Source organism: Alsobacter sp. P4_H11 (assembly GCF_056400925.1).
The window spans coordinates 1-18,422 of sequence record NZ_JBFUKI010000022.1; the positions used below are offsets into that span (position 1 = coordinate 1).

Consider the following 18,422-nt stretch of genomic DNA (forward strand, 5'->3'; position numbering starts at 1 on the left):
ACCAAGGAGGAGGGCGGTCGCCACACCCCGTTCTTCACCAACTACCGGCCGCAGTTCTACTTCCGCACCACGGACGTGACCGGCATGGTGAAGCTGCCCGAGGGCACCGAGATGGTGATGCCGGGCGACAACGTCACCATGGAAGTCGAGCTGATCGCGCCCATCGCCATGGAGGAGAAGCTGCGCTTCGCCATCCGTGAAGGCGGCCGCACCGTCGGCGCCGGCGTGGTGGCCACCATCATCGCGTAAGCTGAAGGTCTTGAATCGAACCGGAAGGGGCGTCGGGCGTACCGGCGCCCCTTCTGCGTTTCCGGCGCGTGGAAAAACGTGGGGCGCCCTCTTGCATCCGGAGCGAGGATTTGGCATCTACGCCGCGTGGACGCCTCGCGCGGCCGCATAGGGGCTTAGCTCAGCTGGTTAGAGCGGCGGTCTCCAAAACCGCAGGTCGAGAGTTCGAGTCCCTCAGCCCCTGCCATCTTCGAAAGCCCTCGGCCGCCGACGCGTCCGGGGGCTTTCTCGTTGGTCGCTCATCTCAGTCGACGTCGGAATCTGGTCTCGCCTTGGGGATTGAGGCAGGCGCCATGATGGAGGTTTCGGCGATTTCCGCTTCTTGCGTTCGCGGGGCGCTGAACGAGGGATGGCGGCTGTGATGCTTGACCCTTCCGGCGCTTTGCCCTAATGCCTCAATCCTTCCCAGGATCGTATCGGTGAGTCAGGCCGCGAGGCCTCCGGACGCTTGGTCGAAAGAACGGGGCGATCCGCATCGCCTCGCGTTTTGCGGTGGTGATGATGGCCAAGACGAGCCCCTTCGAGTTCATCCAGCAGGTCCGCTCCGAGGCCGCGAAGGTTACGTGGCCGACGCGCAAGGAGACCTTGGTGACCACCGGCATGGTGTTCCTCATGGTCGTGGTCGCGAGCGTGTTCTTTCTGCTGTCAGACACTGTGATCCGCTGGGTCGTCGGGCTCGTGCTCGGCGTGGGACGTTAAGAACGACACTGCCGGCGCGCGGCCTTCGCCGCCCGGTACGCCATTTGGAGAGACGCGCGCCATGGCTATGCGCTGGTACATCGTCCACGCCTACTCGAACTTCGAGAACAAGGTCGCGCAGTCCATCAGGGACCAGGCGGCGCAGCGTCATCTCGACGAGAAGTTCGAAGAGGTGATGGTCCCGACCGAGAAGGTCGTGGAGGTCCGTCGCGGTCGCAAGATCGACACCGAGCGCAAGTTTTTTCCCGGCTACGTGCTGGTGAAGTGCGACATGACCGATGAGGTCTACCACCTCATCAAGAACACTCCGAAGGTGACCGGCTTCCTGGGCACCGACAAGAAGCCGATGCCGATCCCGGACCGCGAGGCCGAACGGATCAAGGGCCAGGTGGCCGACGGCGTCGAGCGTCCGAAGCCCTCCGTGGCCTTCGAGGTCGGCGAGCAGGTGCGCGTGTCGGACGGCCCCTTCGCGTCGTTCAACGGCGTCGTCGAGGAAGTGGACGAGACCCGCGCCCGCCTCAAGGTGGCGGTGTCGATCTTCGGACGCGCCACGCCGGTCGAGCTCGAATACGCGCAGGTCGAGAAGGTCTGAGGCGTTCTCGCGCGCTTGAAGATTTCCCCGGCTTCGGCTAGGGAGACGCAGCCCCGGCCTTCGCGCCGGGGCTTTCCACTGCGGGAGGCATGCCCGGTCGCCACCGGGAGTTCATGCCGCACCGCAATCTGCAAACCCGGCGCGGAAGGGCGATAGGCCCGCCGCGCCAGCCGGCGTTTCCCGAACAGGGCCGCCGGTCTTCCGAGGAGCAGCCATCATGGCGAAGAAGATCACGGGCTACGTGAAGCTTCAGGTGCCGGCCGGCGCGGCGAATCCGTCGCCCCCGATCGGTCCTGCGCTGGGTCAGCGCGGCCTGAACATCATGGAATTCTGCAAGGCGTTCAATGCGCGCACCGCGCAGATGGACAAGGGCACCCCGATCCCGGTGATCATCACCGCATATCAGGACCGCTCCTTCACGTTCGAGATGAAGCAGCCGCCGGTCACCTTCTTCCTGAAGAAGGCCGCCAACCTGAAGATCGGCAAGAAGCCGGCTTCCGGCCACCGCACGCCGGGCCGCGGCTTCATCGGCCAGGTCTCGAAGGACCAGATCCGCGAGATCGCCGAGAAGAAGATGCCGGACCTCAATTGCGACACGGTCGAGTCGGCCATGGCGATGATCGAGGGTTCCGCCCGTTCCATGGGCCTCGAGGTGGTGGGTTAATCATGCCGAAGATCGCCAAGCGCATTCGCGCCACCCGTGAGGGCATCGACCGGGTCAAGCTGTACCCGATCGCCGACGCCGTGAAGATGCTCAAGGAGCGCGCCACGGCCAAGTTCGACGAGACGATCGAGGTCGCGATGAACCTCGGCGTCGATCCGCGCCACGCCGACCAGATGGTCCGCGGCGTCTGCAACCTGCCGAACGGCTCGGGCCGCGACGTCCGCGTCGCCGTGTTCGCGCGCGGCAACAAGGCCGATGAGGCCAAGGCTGCGGGAGCCGACATCGTCGGCGCCGAGGATCTCGTCGAGATCATCAACTCGGGCAAGATCGACTTCGATCGCTGCATCGCGACCCCGGACATGATGCCGCTCGTCGGCCGCCTCGGTAAGGTCCTGGGCCCGCGCGGCCTGATGCCGAACCCGAAGGTCGGCACCGTGACCCCCGACGTCGCCGGCGCGGTGAAAGCCGCCAAGGGCGGAGCCGTGGAGTTCCGCGTCGAGAAGGCCGGCATCGTGCATGCCGGCGTGGGCAAGGCCTCGTTCGACGCCGACAAGCTCGTCGAGAACATCAAGGCTTTCGCCGACGCCGTGTCGCGCGCCAAGCCGGCGGGCGCCAAGGGCACCTATGTCCAGCGCATCGCGATCTCGTCGACCATGGGCCCGGGCGTCAAGATCGAGCCCTCGACCGTGATCAGCAGCGGCGCCCAGGCGAACGCCTGAGATCGCTCTGCACACCGAACCGGGAAGGCCTCGCTTCGGCGGGGCCTTTCTTTTTCGGGCCGGGCGCCAAACTTCTCCAGCATCCCATTCAGAAAGGACCGCGCCATGGCGAAGAAGAGCAAGAAGACCGCTGAGTCCGAGTTCGTGCTGTTCAACGTCCTTTACGAGGACGGCTCCCGCAGCTCCAACCGCCGGATCCCGCGCGAGATGGTGGCGAGCCTCGACGCCGATCGCGACATCCGGGCCGCCATCGAGGCGCAGGATCGCGAGATCGCCGAGAAGTCCGGCCGCCCCCGCGGACCGGTGAAGAAGATCGAGCGGGTCTGATCTATGGCGTCGGAACGCCGTCCCTGATCCGGGCCGAGAACCCCGGATCGTCGGCCGGGCCCTTCGCGCGCGGCGCGATGTGGGCGGCGGCCACGAGCTGCTCCAGCGAGACTTTCCGGCTGAGAAAGTCGTGCTCGTAGAGGTAGCCCGGCAGGTAGCCTGACAGGAGGACGCGCCAGTCCATCGGGATGCCGGGATCCATGACGCGCGCCATGCCGAAGATCACGGTCGTGCAGTTGGTCGTGAACGTGTTGTACCATTCGGGCTCGGCATAGGCCCGGTTCGCGGCCGCGAGATAGCGCTCTATCAGCGTTCGCGCGGTCGCCCTCTGAATGTCGAGCCGGTAGAGGCGCACGTCCTCGCCGCGGCTCGTGGCGCGGACCTTCACGACGTCCTGTTCGTCGGCCGCGATGAACGCGAGCTCGTAGCTTTTGAAAAATCCCGCGATCGCCGAGTAGTCCTCGCCGCGTTCCTTGCGGATCTCGATCGAGAAGGCGAGGGGAGGGGCGTCCGTGAACTGGAAGCTCACGATGGCGTGCGCGATGGCTTCCCCGGCCCAGTAGGACAGAAACAGGTCGGCTCCCTCGAGCTTTCCAAGGTCAAACGACCGCGTGTCCCAGGCTTGGTCGAAATCCGTATCGCTTCGCCAGCGGAAGTTGCGGACGTCGTGGACGGTAAGCCGGTCGCCCACGATCTCGCCATGCGCTGTTCGCGCCACGTCGGGCGTCCAGTCGCGGGTGTTGGAAGGGCGGATGGTCAACCACCAGCCGACGAGGCCGACCGCACATACGGCGAATGCGACGACGGCGCGCTTGCGCCGGGTTGTAAAGAGGCCGGCCAGAATGGCGAGCAACGCCGCCGACCACAGGACAGCCAGCGCTCCGCGAACCAGATCGGGGCCGGGAACGCGGAACCAGAGGGCCAAAGCCCCCCAGCCGCCGACACCCAGCACAGCGAGAGCGAGCAGGAGCAAAAGCGCGAGGCGGCCCGTACGACGAAGCACGTGATTATCCGTGTTGGCGCCGATCGGTAGAATCACGAAGGCGCGCGGCCAGACTGCTTGCCTATATAACGGAAGCTCGGCGCCGAGGCCCTACCCATCATGGCCCAGTGGTGTCAGACCTGCGGCGCCCTGCCGCGGGCCGGCTGTGGAACGCGAACAGTTTTTCGCCTTTCGGGCTTGGCAAGAGAGAATTAAGCGTCTATTGGAACCTCATGAGTTCCAGACATCTCGCGCGGATCATGCCCTTGGGCAAGTTTCGCGCGTTCGTGTTTCCAGCCGGGTGACCGGTTGGAACGGCCGGCGGGCCTAGGGGCAACCCTCAGGCCTCAGCCGGCTATGTCCTGTCCGAGACTGCAGGCGCTCGCCTCGGCGAGCTTAATACGTGCCCGAGCCTGCACAGACGGGGAAGACCAGTTGAGGGGCCGCAAGGCCCAGAGTTGGTTCGAACCTTCACACCGGGTAGGGGCCGCCGCAAGGCTGTCCAGATCCGGGGACAGGCACGTCGGAAGCGCCGCGCTTCGGGTTCGCCCGGGACGCGGCATTCAGCAACCGGCGGGACTTCTGTCCCCGCCAACCGGAGAGAGCCCCGTGGAAAAAGCGGCTAAGCGTGAGCTCGTCGGCACGCTCAATACGGTCTTCAACGAGACCAGCGTCGTCGTCGTCGCCCACTACGCCGGCCTCACGGTCGCCGACATGCAGAAGCTGCGCGCGCAGATGAAGCAGGCCGGCGCGTCCGTGAAGGTCGCGAAGAACCGCCTCGCCAAGATTGCTCTCGAAGGCACGGACGTCGCTTCGATCGGGAACCTGTTGAAGGGCCCGACGCTGCTGGCTTACAGCAGTGACCCCGTAGCGGCTGCCAAGGTCGCCGTCGATTTCTCCAAGACCAACGACAAGCTCGTTATTCTTGGTGGAGCGATGGGTAAGACCGCTCTGAACACGGATGGCGTCAAGGCCCTGGCCACGATGCCTTCCCTGGACGAACTGCGCGCCAAGCTCGTCGGCCTCATCCAGGCCCCGGCGACCAAGATTGCTCAGCTCTCCACCGCGCCGGCGGCCAAGCTCGCCCGCGTGTTCGGAGCCTATGCCAAGAGAGACGCGGCGTAAGGCCGTTCCGTCCCAACCCGCACCAGCTTCTGGTTCGAAAACCAACTTCAAGGAAAGACTACTATGGCTGATCTGTCCAAGCTCGTTGACGAGCTCTCGTCCCTGACCGTTCTCGAGGCCGCCGAGCTCGCGAAGCTCCTCGAAGAGAAGTGGGGCGTCTCCGCCGCCGCCGCGGTTGCGGTTGCGGCTCCGGCTGGTGGCGGCGCCGCCGCTCCGGCCGCCGAAGAGCAGACCGAGTTCACGGTCGTCCTGGCCGCCGCTGGCGACAAAAAGATCGAGGTCATCAAGGAGGTCCGCGCGATCACCGGCCTCGGCCTCAAGGAAGCCAAGGACCTGGTCGAAGGCGCTCCGAAGCCCGTCAAGGAGGCCGTCTCGAAGGAGGAGGCCGCCAAGCTCAAGGAGCAGCTCGAGAAGGCCGGCGCCAAGGTCGAGCTCAAGTGATTTTCGCGTCGCCTCGGCGACGCGGACGTCTCGTCGCAGCCTGAGGCTGCGATCTGGTCCCGGGGCCTATCGCCCCGGGGCCTTCTTGCCGTCGAGGCGACCATGGCTTTCAGCCATAGCGGCGCCGACGGACCGAATTGAGGGCCGGAAGGCCGATTTTGCGGATGGCGGCGCCGTTCGGCATGGGACCCCTCGGGCCATGCCGGGATGAGCGGGCGGCCGATCCGAAGGAGTGAGGAACGAGATGGCTCAGACGTTCACCGGCCGGAAGCGTGTGCGCAAGTTCTTCGGACATATCCGCGAGGTCGCGGAGATGCCGAACCTCATCGAGGTTCAGAAGGCGTCGTACGACCAGTTCCTCCAGGTCGAGGAACCCGCGGGTGGGCGTCCCGACGAAGGGTTGCAGTCTGTCTTCAAGTCCGTGTTCCCGATCTCCGATTTCTCGGGCGCGTCGCTGCTGGAATTCGTGAAGTTCACGTTCGAACCCCCGAAATATGACGTCGACGAGTGCCGCCAGCGCGGCATGACGTTCGCCGCGCCCCTGAAGGTGACGCTGCGGCTGATCGTGTTCGATGTGGATCCGGACACCGGCGCCAAGTCCGTGAAGGACATCAAGGAGCAGGACGTCTACATGGGCGACATGCCGCTCATGACGATGAACGGCACCTTCATCGTGAACGGCACCGAGCGCGTGATCGTCTCGCAGATGCACCGTTCACCTGGCGTGTTCTTCGACCACGACAAGGGCAAGACCCACTCGTCGGGCAAGCTGCTGTTCGCCGCCCGCATCATTCCGTATCGCGGCTCCTGGCTCGACATCGAGTTCGACGCCAAGGACATCGTGTACGCCCGCATCGACCGTCGCCGTAAGATCCCGGTGACGTCGCTGCTGTTCGCGCTCGGCATGGACGGCGAGGAGATCCTCTCGACGTTCTACAAGCGCGTCGCGTTCACGCGCGAAAAGAACGGCTGGCGCGTGCCGTTCGACACCGAGCGCATGAAGGGCATGAAGGTCGTCAACGACCTCGTCGACGCCGACACCGGCGAGATGGTGCTCGAGGCCGGCAAGAAGCTGACGCCGCGCTCCGCGCGCCTGATAGCCGAGAAGGGCGTCAAGGCCCTGCGGGCTACGGACGAGGACCTGTACGGCCAGTACATCGCCGAAGACCTCGTGAACCCGTCGACCGGCGAGATCTTCGCCGAGGCCGGCGAGGAGATCTCCGAGAAGTCCCTGAAGGCGTTGATCGACGCCGGCTTCGACGAGGTGCCGGTTCTCGACATCGACCACGTCAATATCGGCCCGTACATCCGCAACACGCTCACGGTGGACAAGAACTCGGCCCGCGAGGAAGCCCTGTTCGACATCTACCGCGTGATGCGCCCCGGCGAGCCGCCGACGGTCGATACCGCCGAGGCGATGTTCCACTCGCTGTTCTTCGATGCGGAGCGCTACGACCTCTCGGCCGTGGGCCGCGTGAAGATGAACATGCGCCTGGACCTCGACGCCGAGGACACGGTGCGCATCCTGCGCAAGGCCGACATCGTCGCGGTGGTCCGCGCGCTGGTCGAGCTGCGCGACGGCAAGGGCGAGGTGGACGACATTGACCATCTCGGCAACCGCCGCGTGCGCTCCGTGGGCGAGCTCATGGAGAACCAGTACCGCGTCGGCCTGCTGCGCATGGAGCGCGCCATCAAGGAGCGCATGTCGTCCGTCGACATCGACACCGTGATGCCGCAAGACCTGATCAACGCCAAGCCGGCGGCCGCGGCCGTGCGCGAGTTCTTCGGATCCTCGCAGCTGTCGCAGTTCATGGACCAGACGAACCCGCTGTCGGAGATCACCCACAAGCGTCGCCTCTCGGCGCTTGGACCGGGCGGCCTGACGCGCGAGCGCGCCGGCTTCGAAGTGCGCGACGTGCACCCGACGCATTACGGCCGCATCTGCCCGATCGAGACGCCGGAAGGCCCGAACATCGGCCTGATCAACTCGCTGGCGACGTTCGCGCGCGTTAACAAGTACGGCTTCATTGAGAGCCCCTACCGCAAGGTCAAGGACGGCGAGCTCACCTCCGAGGTGGTCTACATGTCCGCCATGGAGGAGGGTAAGCACTACGTCGCGCAGGCGAACGTGGCGGTGGACGCGGAAGGCAAGCTGACCGAGGACCTCGTGGTCGTGCGTCACGCCGGCGACGTCATCGTCGTGCCGGTCGACCGCGTGGACTACATGGACGTGTCGCCGAAGCAGCTCGTTTCGGTGGCGGCGGCTCTCATCCCGTTCCTCGAGAACGACGACGCGAACCGCGCCCTCATGGGCTCGAACATGCAGCGCCAGGCCGTGCCGCTGGTCCGCGCCGACGCGCCCTTCGTGGGCACCGGCATGGAATCCATCGTGGCGCGCGACTCGGGCGCTGCGATCGCGGCCCGCCGGGCCGGCGTCATCGACCAGGTGGACGCGACGCGTATCGTCGTGCGCGCCACGGACGACCTCGATCCTTCGAAGTCGGGCGTGGACATCTATCGGCTGATGAAGTTTCAGCGTTCCAACCAGAACACCTGCATCAACCAGAAGCCGCTGGTGTCGGTCGGCGACATCGTCCGCAAGGGCGACATCATCGCGGACGGTCCCTCGACGGAGCTGGGCGAGCTGGCTCTCGGCCGCAACGTGCTCGTCGCGTTCATGCCGTGGAACGGCTACAACTTCGAGGACTCGATCCTGCTGTCCGAGCGGATCGCCAAGGAAGACGTGTTCACTTCCATCCACATCGAAGAGTTCGAGGTGATGGCCCGTGACACGAAGCTCGGTCCCGAGGAAATCACGCGCGACATTCCGAACGTGTCGGAAGAGGCGCTGAAGAACCTCGACGAAGCCGGCATCGTCTATATCGGCGCGGAAGTGAATGCGGGCGACATCCTCGTAGGCAAGATCACCCCGAAGGGCGAGAGCCCGATGACGCCGGAAGAGAAGCTGCTGCGCGCCATCTTCGGCGAGAAAGCTTCGGACGTCCGCGACACCTCGCTCCGCGTGCCCCCGGGCGTGCAGGGCACGATCGTGGAAGTGCGCGTGTTCAACCGTCACGGCGTGGACAAGGACGAGCGCGCCCAGGCGATCGAGCGCGAGGAAATCGAGCGGCTCGCCAAGGATCGTGACGACGAGCTCGCGATCCTGGACCGCAACGTCTACGCGCGTCTTGGCGACACGCTGGTCGGCCAGTTCGGCATCGCGGGTCCCAAGGGCTTCAAGAAGGAGTCCGAGATCACCCGCGAGGCGCTGGACCAGTCTCCCCGGTCCCAGTGGTGGACGTTCGCGGTGTCGGACGACAGCGTGATGTCCGACCTCGAGGCCATGCGCAAGCAGTACGACGAGGCGAAGAAGGGTCTCGAGCAGCGGTTCCTCGACAAGGTCGAGAAGCTGCAGCGCGGCGACGAGCTTCCCCCCGGCGTCATGAAGATGGTCAAGGTCTTCGTCGCCGTGAAGCGCAAGATCCAGCCGGGCGACAAGATGGCCGGCCGCCATGGCAACAAGGGCGTCGTGTCGCGCATCGTGCCGATCGAGGACATGCCGTTCCTGGAGGACGGCACCCACGTCGACATCGTGCTCAACCCGCTGGGCGTGCCGTCGCGCATGAATGTCGGTCAGATTCTCGAGACGCACATGGGCTGGGCCTGTGCGGGTCTCGGCAAGAAGATCGGCGACGCGGTGGACGCCTATCGGCGCGCACATGGCATCGGGCAGCTCAAGGAGACGCTGAACGACGTCTACGGCGACCACGAGACGATCCGGGCGCTGGACGACGACGGTCTCGTGACCCTGGGCGAAAACCTGCGCCGCGGCGTTCCGATCGCGACGCCGGTGTTCGACGGCGCCAAGGAGCACGACATCGAGCAGATGCTGGAGATGGCCGGTCTCGACCGGTCGGGCCAGGTGACGCTCTATGACGGCCGTTCGGGCGAGACCTTCGACCGCAAGGTCACGGTCGGCTACATCTACATGCTGAAGCTGCATCACCTCGTGGACGACAAGATCCACGCCCGGTCGATCGGCCCGTACTCGCTCGTCACCCAGCAGCCGCTGGGCGGAAAGGCGCAGTTCGGCGGCCAGCGCTTCGGTGAAATGGAGGTGTGGGCGCTCGAGGCTTACGGCGCGGCGTACACCCTGCAGGAGATGCTCACCGTCAAGTCGGACGACGTGGCGGGCCGCACCAAGGTGTACGAGGCGATCGTGCGCGGCGACGACACCTTCGAGGCCGGCATTCCGGAGAGCTTCAACGTGCTCGTCAAGGAAATGCGCTCGCTGGGTCTCAACGTCGAGCTCACCAACTCCAAGAAGGCGGCGAACGAACTGCCGCCGTCCGAGGCCGCCGAGTAAGCGTCCTCTCAGGGCGCGCCCTTCGGGGCGCGCCGCACCGCCCGGCGAACGGTCGCCCGGCGTCCTATGATTTTTTCCGGCATAGTCCCGCGGAGGCCGCTGGGATTGGCCGCAGAGCCAGGAGACGGCGATGAATCAAGAGGTCATGAATCTCTTCAACCCCGTGGCTCAGCCTCAGACCTTCGATCAGATCAAGATCTCGATCTCGAGCCCCGAGAAGATCCTGTCGTGGTCCTTCGGCGAGATCAAGAAGCCCGAGACCATCAACTACCGGACGTTCAAGCCCGAGCGTGACGGCTTGTTCTGCGCGCGCATCTTCGGTCCGATCAAGGACTACGAGTGCCTGTGCGGCAAGTACAAGCGTATGAAGTACAAGGGCGTCATCTGCGAGAAGTGCGGCGTCGAGGTCACGCTGTCGCGCGTGCGCCGCGAGCGCATGGGCCACATCGAGCTCGCCGCTCCGGTGGCGCATATCTGGTTCCTGAAGTCGCTGCCGTCGCGCATCGGCCTGCTGCTGGACATGCCGCTCAAGGATCTCGAGCGCATCCTTTACTTCGAGAATTACGTCGTCATCGAGCCCGGCCTCACCCCGCTCAAGGAGCACCAGCTCCTGAACGAGGAAGAGTACCTGCGCGCCCAGGACGAGTATGGCGAGGATTCGTTCACGGCCCTGATCGGCGCCGAGGCGATCCGCGAGATCCTGCGTTCGCTGGACCTCGAGAAGACCGCCGCCGACCTGCGCGTCGAGATTGCGGCCTCCAAGACCGAGCTGAAGCCCAAGAAGCTCGCCAAGCGCCTGAAGATCATCGAAGCGTTCATCGACTCCGGCAACAAGCCCGAGTGGATGATCCTGACCGTCGTTCCGGTGATCCCGCCGGACCTGCGCCCGCTCGTCCCGCTAGACGGGGGCCGTTTCGCGACGTCCGATCTCAACGATCTCTATCGCCGCGTCATCAACCGCAACAACCGCCTCAAGCGGCTGATTGAGCTGCGCGCTCCGGACATCATCATCCGGAACGAGAAGCGCATGCTGCAGGAAGCCGTCGACGCGCTGTTCGACAACGGCCGCCGCGGCCGCGTCATCACTGGCGCCAACAAGCGTCCGCTGAAGTCGCTCGCCGACATGCTGAAGGGCAAGCAGGGCCGCTTCCGCCAGAACCTGCTCGGCAAGCGCGTCGACTACTCCGGCCGTTCGGTGATCGTGGTCGGTCCCGAGCTGAAGCTGCACCAGTGCGGCCTGCCGAAGAAGATGGCGCTGGAGCTGTTCAAGCCGTTCATCTACTCGCGCCTCGATGCGAAGGGCCTCTCGGCCACGGTGAAGCAGGCCAAGAAGCTGGTCGAGAAGGAGAAGCCGGAAGTCTGGGACATCCTGGACGAGGTCATCCGCGAGCACCCGGTGATGCTGAACCGCGCGCCGACGCTGCATCGTCTCGGCATCCAGGCGTTCGAGCCCACCCTGATCGAGGGCAAGGCGATCCAGCTGCATCCGCTGGTCTGCGCCGCGTTCAACGCCGACTTCGACGGCGATCAGATGGCCGTGCACGTGCCGCTGTCGCTCGAGGCGCAGCTGGAAGCGCGCGTCCTCATGATGTCGACCAACAACATCCTGCACCCGGCGAACGGCCAGCCGATCATCGTGCCGTCGCAGGACATCGTGCTCGGCCTCTATTACCTCTCGCTGATCTCCGACAAGGAGCCGGGCGAGGGCATGATGTTCGCCGAGATGGGCGAGATCGAGCACGCCATCGCGGCCAAGGCCGTGACCGTGCACGCCAAGATCAAGTACCGCTACTCGTCGGTCGACGATGAGGGCAAGCCCTACTCCAAGATCTATGACACCACGCCCGGCCGCGCCATGCTGGGGCAGCTCCTGCCCAAGCACGGCAAGGTGACCTTCGACGTCGTGAACAAGCTCATGACCAAGAAGGAAATCTCGAACATGATCGACACCGTCTACCGCAACTGCGGGCAGAAGGAGACGGTCATATTCTGTGATCGCACCATGCAGCTCGGGTTCACGAACGCGTTCAAGGCCGGCATCTCGTTCGGCAAGGACGACATGGTGGTGCCTGAGAACAAGTGGGAGATCGTCGACGAGACCCGCACGCTCGCCAAGGACTACGAGCAGCAGTTCAACGACGGCCTGATCACCCAGGGCGAGAAGTACAACAAGGTCGTGGACGCCTGGGCCAAGTGCTCGGACCGTCTCGCGCAGGAGATGATGGGCCGCATCTCGGCCGTGCAGAAGGACGAGAACGGCCGCACCAAGCCGATCAACTCCATCTACATGATGTCGCACTCTGGCGCGCGTGGCTCGCCCGCGCAGATGAAGCAGCTCGCGGCGATGCGCGGCCTCATGGCGAAGCCCTCGGGCGAGATCATCGAGACGCCGATCATCTCGAACTTCAAGGAAGGCCTGGACGTGCTCGAGTACTTCAACTCGACGCACGGAGCCCGCAAGGGCCTCGCCGACACGGCCTTGAAGACCGCGAACTCGGGCTACCTCACCCGTCGTCTCGTCGACGTGGCGCAGGACTCGATCATCACCGAGCGGGATTGCGGCTCCGACAACGGCATCCGCATGCGCGCCATCATCGACGCCGGCCAGGTGGTCGCGTCGCTGGCGACCCGCATCCTGGGCCGCACCGCGGCCGAGGACTTGGTTGATCGCGCCGGCGAGGTCATCGTCCCCAAGGGCACGATGATCGAGGAGTGGCACATCGACGGCATCAACGCCGCCGGCATCCAAGAGGTGAAGATCCGTTCGGTTCTCACCTGCGAGACGGCCAACGGCGTGTGCGGCACCTGCTACGGCCGTGACCTGGCGCGCGGAACGCCCGTCAACATGGGCGAGGCGGTCGGCGTCATCGCGGCGCAGTCGATCGGCGAGCCGGGCACCCAGCTCACCATGCGCACCTTCCACATCGGCGGTGCAGCGCAGATTGCGGATCAGTCCTTCATCGAGTCCAACTTCGAGGGCACGGTGCGGATGCGCAATCGCAACGTGGCGCGGAACTCGGAAGGCGAGCTGATTGCGATCGCCCGCAACATCGCGGTCGTGATCGTCGGCGCGGACGGGACCGAGCGTGCGGTGCACCGCATCCAGTACGGCGCCCGCCTCAAGATCGACGAGGGCGACTCCATCAAGCGTGGCCAGCGCATCGCCGAGTGGGATCCCTACACCCGGCCGATCGTGACCGAGGTGGACGGCGTCATCGCGTACGAGGATCTGGTGGAAGGCGCCTCCGTGATGGAGACCGCCGACGAGTCGACGGGCATCACCAAGCGCGTCGTCACCGACTGGCGGACCAACACCCGCTCGGCAGATCTTCGTCCGGCGATTACGCTGCAGGATGGCAAGGGCAAGGTGCTGAAGCTCCCGCGCGGCGGCGAGGCGCGCTACCTGCTGCCGGTCGACGCGATCATCGCGGCCGATCCGGGCCAGACCATCAAGGCGGGCGACATCGTGGCCCGTATCTCGATGGAGAGCGCCAAGACCCGCGACATCACGGGCGGTCTGCCGCGCGTGGCGGAGCTGTTCGAGGCGCGTCGTCCGAAGGAAGCCGCGATCATCGCCGAGAAGTCGGGGACGATCATGTTCGGCCGCGACTACAAGAACAAGCGGCGGATCTCGCTCACCCCGTCAGACGGCTCCGAGGCGGTCGAGTATCTCGTCCCCAAGGGCAAGCACATCTACCTTCAGGACGGCGACGTCGTCGAGAAGGGCGATTACATCGTCGACGGCAACCCGGCCCCGCACGACATTCTTGCGGTGAAGGGCGTCGAGGAGCTTGCGGCTTACCTGGTCAACGAGATCCAGGAGGTTTACCGGCTGCAGGGCGTGAACATCAACGACAAGCACATCGAGGTGATCGTTCGCCAGATGCTGCAGAAGGTTGAGATCGACGATCCGGGCGAGTCGGAGTACCTGGCCAACGAGCAGGTCGACAAGGTCGAGATGGACGAGGTCAACGTGAAGCTCGTGGCCGACGGCAAGCGCCCGGCCACCGGCCACCCGGTGCTCCTCGGCATCACCAAGGCGAGCCTGCAGACGCGGTCCTTCATCTCGGCTGCGTCGTTCCAGGAGACCACCCGCGTCCTCACGGAGGCTGCTGTCAACGGCAAGACCGACGACCTCGCCGGCCTCAAGGAGAACGTCATCGTGGGCCGCCTGATCCCGGCGGGCACTGGCGCCATGATGAGCCGACTCAAGGAAGTCGCGACTCGCCGCGACGAGATGATCCTGGCCCAGCAGGCGACGGAATCGCAGACCCCTGCGCCTGCGAACGTGCCGGCTCTGGAAGGCCCGCAGGCGGCCGAGTAAGGCTCGTCAGCAACAAAGATGCGAAAAGGCCGCCTCCGGGCGGCCTTTTTGTTCGCAGCGGGGCAGGGCAGGGCGCGAGCTCGGCTCCAAACGACGGAAAGTCTAAGCGCCGTCTCAAATTGAGTCACCGCGGGGTTGACGGCGCACGACTCTCCGCGTAGAACCCGCGGACTTGCTGAGCAGCCGGTCAATCCCGTTGTTCCAGCGCGTCTCGCGCGGAACCCAAGGGATCGATACCCTGCTCGACCATCACCGACTGAAAAGTCGCTTTGGTTCATGATCGCGGCGCAAGCCGTGGTCCTCTGGAAAGCAACGCGCCCCCGGCGAACTCGCCGAAGGCGCGGATTCGTTTTGCGCGGTCACTCGCGCATCGCGAAGGAATTCAACCGAGCGCAAGCTCATATCTTGGCCTGGACTGGCCTAGCCTGGACTGGAACGAGCAAACGATGCCGACCATTAGCCAGCTCATCCGCAAGCCGCGGAGCCCCGTGAAGGCCCGGAACACGGTTCCGGCCCTCGAGGCGAGCCCGCAAAAGCGTGGTGTGTGCACGCGCGTCTATACGACGACGCCGAAGAAGCCGAACTCCGCGCTCCGCAAGGTCGCGAAGGTCCGTCTCACGAATGGCTTCGAAGTCATCGGTTACATCCCCGGCGAAGGCCATAACCTGCAGGAGCATTCCGTCGTCGCCATCCGTGGCGGCCGCGTGAAGGACTTGCCGGGCGTGCGCTACCACATTATCCGCGGCGTGCTGGATACCCAGGGCGTCAAGAACCGCAAGCAGCGCCGTTCGAAGTACGGCGCGAAGCGGCCGAAGTAATCCGACGGAGACCCGGACATGTCGCGTCGTCACCGCGCTGAAAAGCGTGAAATCATCCCTGATCCCAAGTTCGGCGATCTGGTCGTCACCAAGTTCATGAATTCGATCATGTACGACGGCAAGAAGTCGGTCGCCGAGCAGATCGTCTATGGCGCTCTCGAGATCGTCGAGACCAAGCTGAAGACCGATCCGCTCGCCGCCTTCAAGCAGGCGCTCGAGAACGTCGCCCCGGCGATTGAAGTTCGGTCCCGCCGCGTCGGCGGCGCCACCTACCAGGTTCCGGTCGAGGTTCGCATGGAGCGCCGTCAGGCTCTCGCGATCCGCTGGCTCATCCAGGCCGCCCGGTCCCGCAACGACAAGACGATGGTTGATCGCCTCTCTTCGGAGCTGATCGACGCCTCGAACAACCGTGGCAACGCCGTCAAGAAGCGCGAAGACACACACCGGATGGCGGAAGCCAACCGCGCCTTCTCGCACTATCGCTGGTAACGGCGACCTTTCGGCAAGATACCAGGACACACGACAATGCCGCGCATTCACGCCATCGAGGACTATCGTAATTTCGGCATCATGGCCCACATTGATGCCGGGAAGACGACCACGACTGAGCGGATCCTCTACTACTCCGGCAAGTCCCATAAGATCGGCGAGGTGCACGAAGGCGCCGCGACGATGGACTGGATGGAGCAGGAGCAGGAGCGCGGCATCACCATTACGTCGGCGGCCACGACGACGTTCTGGAACGGCAAGCGCCTGAACATCATCGACACCCCCGGGCACGTCGACTTCACCATCGAGGTGGAGCGTTCGCTGCGCGTGCTGGACGGCGCGGTTTGCGTGCTGGACGGCAACCAGGGCGTCGAGCCGCAGACCGAGACGGTCTGGCGTCAGGCCGACAAGTACAACGTGCCGCGCATCGTGTTCGTCAACAAGATGGATAAGATCGGCGCGGACTTCTACAACTGCGTCGACGAGATCGTCACCCGCGTGGCCGGCAAGCCGGTCTGCATCCAGCTGCCGATCGGCTCCGAGAACAACTTCAAGGGCATCATCGACCTGGTGCGCATGAAGGCTGTGGTCTGGGAAGACGAGGGCCTGGGCGCGAAGTTCCACGACGAAGAGATCCCGGCCGACCTCGCCGACAAGGCGAAGGAATACCGCTTCAAGCTGGTGGAAGCCGCCGTCGAGCTCGACGACGACGCCATGGCGGCCTATCTGGACGGCCAGGAGCCGGACGAGGCGACCCTGAAGTCGCTGATCCGCAAGGCCGTCGTCGGCCGCGTGTGGAACCCGGTGCTGTGCGGCTCGGCCTTCAAGAACAAGGGCGTTCAGCCCCTGCTCGACGCAGTGGTCGACTACCTGCCTTCGCCGCTCGATCGCGAAGCCATCAAGGGCATCGATTTCAAGACGGAAGAAGAGACAGTCCGCACCGCGTCTGACGACGAGCCCTTCTCGCTGCTCGCCTTCAAGATCATGGACGACCCCTTCGTCGGCACCATCACGTTCTGCCGCATCTACTCCGGCAAGATCGAGTCCGGCACGACCGTGCTGAACTCGACCAAGGACAAGAAGGAGCGGATCGGCCGCATGCTTCTGATGCATGCGAACAACCGCGAAGACATCAAGGAGGCTTACGCCGGCGACATCGTCGCGATGGCGGGCCTCAAGGATACCCGCACGGGCGACACGCTCTGCGACATGAACAAGGCCGTGATCCTCGAGCGCATGGAATTCCCCGCGCCCGTGATCGAGATGGCGATCGAGCCGAAGTCCAAGGCTGACCAGGAGAAGCTGGGCGTCGCCCTGGCCAAGCTCGTCGCCGAGGACCCGTCGTTCCGCGTGTCCACGGACTTTGAGTCCGGCCAGACCATCCTCAAGGGGATGGGCGAGCTGCATCTCGACATCAAGGTCGACATCCTGCGCCGCACCTACAAGGTCGACGCGAATGTGGGCGCCCCCCAGGTGGCGTATCGCGAGACGCTCTCGAAGAAGTACGAGATCGACTACACCCACAAGAAGCAGACCGGCGGCACGGGCCAGTTCGCCCGCGTGAAGTTCGTCGTTCAGCCCAACGAAGTCGGCAAGGGCTTCGAGTTCGTCTCGAAGATCGTCGGCGGCGCGGTGCCGAAGGAGTATCTCCCCGGCGTCGAGAAGGGCCTGGACAGCGTGATGAACTCGGGGCCGCTCGCCGGCTTCCCGGTGGTTGACGTGAAGGTGGAGCTGGTCGACGGCGCCTACCACGACGTCGACTCGTCGGCTCTCGCCTTCGAAATCGCGTCCCGCGCGGCGTTCCGTGAGGCCCTCCAGAAGGGCGGACCGGTGCTGCTCGAGCCGATCATGAAGGTCGAGGTCGTGACGCCGGAAGACTACACCGGCTCGGTCATCGGCGATCTCACCGGTCGTCGCGGGCAGATCCAGGGCCAGGACATGCGCGGCAACGCCGTCGTGATCAACGCCATGGTGCCGCTCGCCAACATGTTCCAGTACGTGAACACGCTTCGCTCGATGAGCCAGGGGCGCGCCTCGTACACGATGCAATTCGATCACTACGAGCAGGTTCCCTCGGCCATCGCCGCCGAGGTCCAGGCCAAGTACGCCTAACCGCATACCCCTGAACAGCTCGCCCATCTCTTCTCTTCGGATCCACGGAGCACGGCCATGGCCAAGGAAAAATTCGCGCGGACGAAGCCGCACTGCAACATCGGCACGATTGGTCACGTCGACCACGGCAAGACGTCGCTGACGGCGGCGATCACCAAGGTTCTGGCGGAGACGGGCGGCGCCACTTTCACGGCGTATGACCAGATCGACAAGGCGCCGGAGGAGAAGGCGCGCGGCATCACGATCTCGACCGCGCATGTCGAGTACGAGACCACGGCGCGCCACTACGCGCATGTGGATTGCCCCGGCCACGCCGACTACGTGAAGAACATGATCACGGGCGCGGCGCAGATGGACGGCGCGATCCTGGTGGTTTCGGCCGCCGACGGCCCGATGCCGCAGACGCGCGAGCACATCCTGCTCGCCCGCCAGGTCGGCGTGCCGGCGCTGGTGGTGTTCATGAACAAGGTCGACCT

Annotated in this window: 15 protein-coding genes and 1 tRNA gene; 15 read left to right on the forward strand and 1 reads right to left on the reverse strand. The window is 65.0% G+C overall.

Going from position 1 to position 18,422, the window contains the following annotated elements:
- From AC1DSZ_RS24115 to AC1DSZ_RS24145, 7 genes are all read left to right on the forward strand, one after another.
- Window positions 1-249: EF-Tu C-terminal domain-related protein (locus AC1DSZ_RS24115; protein WP_476840520.1), on the forward strand; the 249-nt coding region annotated here is incomplete at its 5' end.
- Window positions 250-398: 149 nt separating this feature from the next.
- A tRNA-Trp gene (locus AC1DSZ_RS24120) sits at window positions 399-475 on the forward strand.
- A 314-nt stretch (window positions 476-789) separates the two neighbouring features.
- Window positions 790-987, forward strand: coding sequence for a preprotein translocase subunit SecE (gene secE, locus AC1DSZ_RS24125; RefSeq protein WP_476840847.1), 198 nt, complete (start codon window positions 790-792; stop codon window positions 985-987).
- Window positions 988-1,048: 61 nt separating this feature from the next.
- Window positions 1,049-1,579 (forward strand): transcription termination/antitermination protein NusG, encoded by a 531-nt coding sequence (nusG, locus tag AC1DSZ_RS24130; RefSeq protein WP_188518788.1) that lies wholly within the window; start codon window positions 1,049-1,051, stop codon window positions 1,577-1,579.
- A 217-nt stretch (window positions 1,580-1,796) separates the two neighbouring features.
- Window positions 1,797-2,243, forward strand: a complete 447-nt coding sequence (gene rplK, locus AC1DSZ_RS24135) for a 50S ribosomal protein L11 (RefSeq protein ID WP_476840848.1) — start codon at window positions 1,797-1,799, stop codon at window positions 2,241-2,243.
- A 2-nt stretch (window positions 2,244-2,245) separates the two neighbouring features.
- The gene (gene rplA, locus AC1DSZ_RS24140; protein ID WP_188518785.1) at window positions 2,246-2,962 is read left to right on the forward strand and encodes a 50S ribosomal protein L1; all 717 of its coding nucleotides are present in this window, start codon (window positions 2,246-2,248) and stop codon (window positions 2,960-2,962) included.
- 105 nt (window positions 2,963-3,067) lie between these two features.
- Window positions 3,068-3,289, forward strand: coding sequence for a hypothetical protein (locus tag AC1DSZ_RS24145; RefSeq protein WP_188518784.1), 222 nt, complete (start codon window positions 3,068-3,070; stop codon window positions 3,287-3,289).
- Between the two features lies 1 nt (window position 3,290).
- Here AC1DSZ_RS24145 and AC1DSZ_RS24150 read toward each other — a convergent pair whose 3' ends face one another.
- Window positions 3,291-4,292, reverse strand: a complete 1,002-nt coding sequence (locus AC1DSZ_RS24150) for an Lnb N-terminal periplasmic domain-containing protein (RefSeq protein WP_476840849.1) — start codon at window positions 4,290-4,292, stop codon at window positions 3,291-3,293.
- 588 nt (window positions 4,293-4,880) lie between these two features.
- Here AC1DSZ_RS24150 and rplJ point away from each other — a divergent pair.
- From rplJ to AC1DSZ_RS24190, 8 genes are all read left to right on the forward strand, one after another.
- Entirely contained in the window at window positions 4,881-5,396 is a 516-nt protein-coding gene (gene rplJ, locus AC1DSZ_RS24155) for a 50S ribosomal protein L10 (RefSeq protein WP_476840850.1), read from the forward strand.
- Window positions 5,397-5,459: 63 nt separating this feature from the next.
- Complete coding sequence (gene rplL, locus AC1DSZ_RS24160) at window positions 5,460-5,837, forward strand: 50S ribosomal protein L7/L12 (protein ID WP_188518781.1); 378 nt, start codon at window positions 5,460-5,462, stop codon at window positions 5,835-5,837.
- A gap of 244 nt (window positions 5,838-6,081) precedes the next feature.
- Window positions 6,082-10,203, forward strand: a complete 4,122-nt coding sequence (gene rpoB / locus AC1DSZ_RS24165) for a DNA-directed RNA polymerase subunit beta (RefSeq protein ID WP_476840851.1) — start codon at window positions 6,082-6,084, stop codon at window positions 10,201-10,203.
- Between the two features lie 130 nt (window positions 10,204-10,333).
- Window positions 10,334-14,527, forward strand: a complete 4,194-nt coding sequence (gene rpoC, locus AC1DSZ_RS24170; protein ID WP_476840852.1) for a DNA-directed RNA polymerase subunit beta' — start codon at window positions 10,334-10,336, stop codon at window positions 14,525-14,527.
- Window positions 14,528-14,973: 446 nt separating this feature from the next.
- Window positions 14,974-15,345 carry a 30S ribosomal protein S12 gene (rpsL, locus tag AC1DSZ_RS24175; RefSeq protein WP_106340435.1) on the forward strand — a complete coding sequence of 124 codons (372 nt, stop codon included), beginning with the start codon at window positions 14,974-14,976 and terminating at the stop codon, window positions 15,343-15,345.
- Window positions 15,346-15,363: 18 nt separating this feature from the next.
- Window positions 15,364-15,834, forward strand: coding sequence for a 30S ribosomal protein S7 (gene rpsG / locus AC1DSZ_RS24180; RefSeq protein ID WP_188518778.1), 471 nt, complete (start codon window positions 15,364-15,366; stop codon window positions 15,832-15,834).
- A 36-nt stretch (window positions 15,835-15,870) separates the two neighbouring features.
- On the forward strand, window positions 15,871-17,946 hold the full coding sequence (gene fusA, locus AC1DSZ_RS24185; RefSeq protein ID WP_188518777.1) for an elongation factor G: 2,076 nt from the start codon (window positions 15,871-15,873) through the stop codon (window positions 17,944-17,946).
- A gap of 57 nt (window positions 17,947-18,003) precedes the next feature.
- A partial coding sequence (locus tag AC1DSZ_RS24190) for a GTP-binding protein (RefSeq protein ID WP_476840853.1) occupies window positions 18,004-18,422 on the forward strand: 419 nt, incomplete at its 3' end.

Coding starts and splice junctions, on each gene's coding strand:
- secE (WP_476840847.1), top strand. CDS start 790: ATGGCCAAGACGAGCCCCTTCGAGTTCATCCAGCAGGTCCGCTCCGAG.
- nusG (WP_188518788.1), top strand. CDS start 1,049: ATGGCTATGCGCTGGTACATCGTCCACGCCTACTCGAACTTCGAGAAC.
- rplK (WP_476840848.1), top strand. CDS start 1,797: ATGGCGAAGAAGATCACGGGCTACGTGAAGCTTCAGGTGCCGGCCGGC.
- rplA (WP_188518785.1), top strand. CDS start 2,246: ATGCCGAAGATCGCCAAGCGCATTCGCGCCACCCGTGAGGGCATCGAC.
- AC1DSZ_RS24145 (WP_188518784.1), top strand. CDS start 3,068: ATGGCGAAGAAGAGCAAGAAGACCGCTGAGTCCGAGTTCGTGCTGTTC.
- rplL (WP_188518781.1), top strand. CDS start 5,460: ATGGCTGATCTGTCCAAGCTCGTTGACGAGCTCTCGTCCCTGACCGTT.
- rpoB (WP_476840851.1), top strand. CDS start 6,082: ATGGCTCAGACGTTCACCGGCCGGAAGCGTGTGCGCAAGTTCTTCGGA.
- rpoC (WP_476840852.1), top strand. CDS start 10,334: ATGAATCAAGAGGTCATGAATCTCTTCAACCCCGTGGCTCAGCCTCAG.
- rpsL (WP_106340435.1), top strand. CDS start 14,974: ATGCCGACCATTAGCCAGCTCATCCGCAAGCCGCGGAGCCCCGTGAAG.
- rpsG (WP_188518778.1), top strand. CDS start 15,364: ATGTCGCGTCGTCACCGCGCTGAAAAGCGTGAAATCATCCCTGATCCC.
- fusA (WP_188518777.1), top strand. CDS start 15,871: ATGCCGCGCATTCACGCCATCGAGGACTATCGTAATTTCGGCATCATG.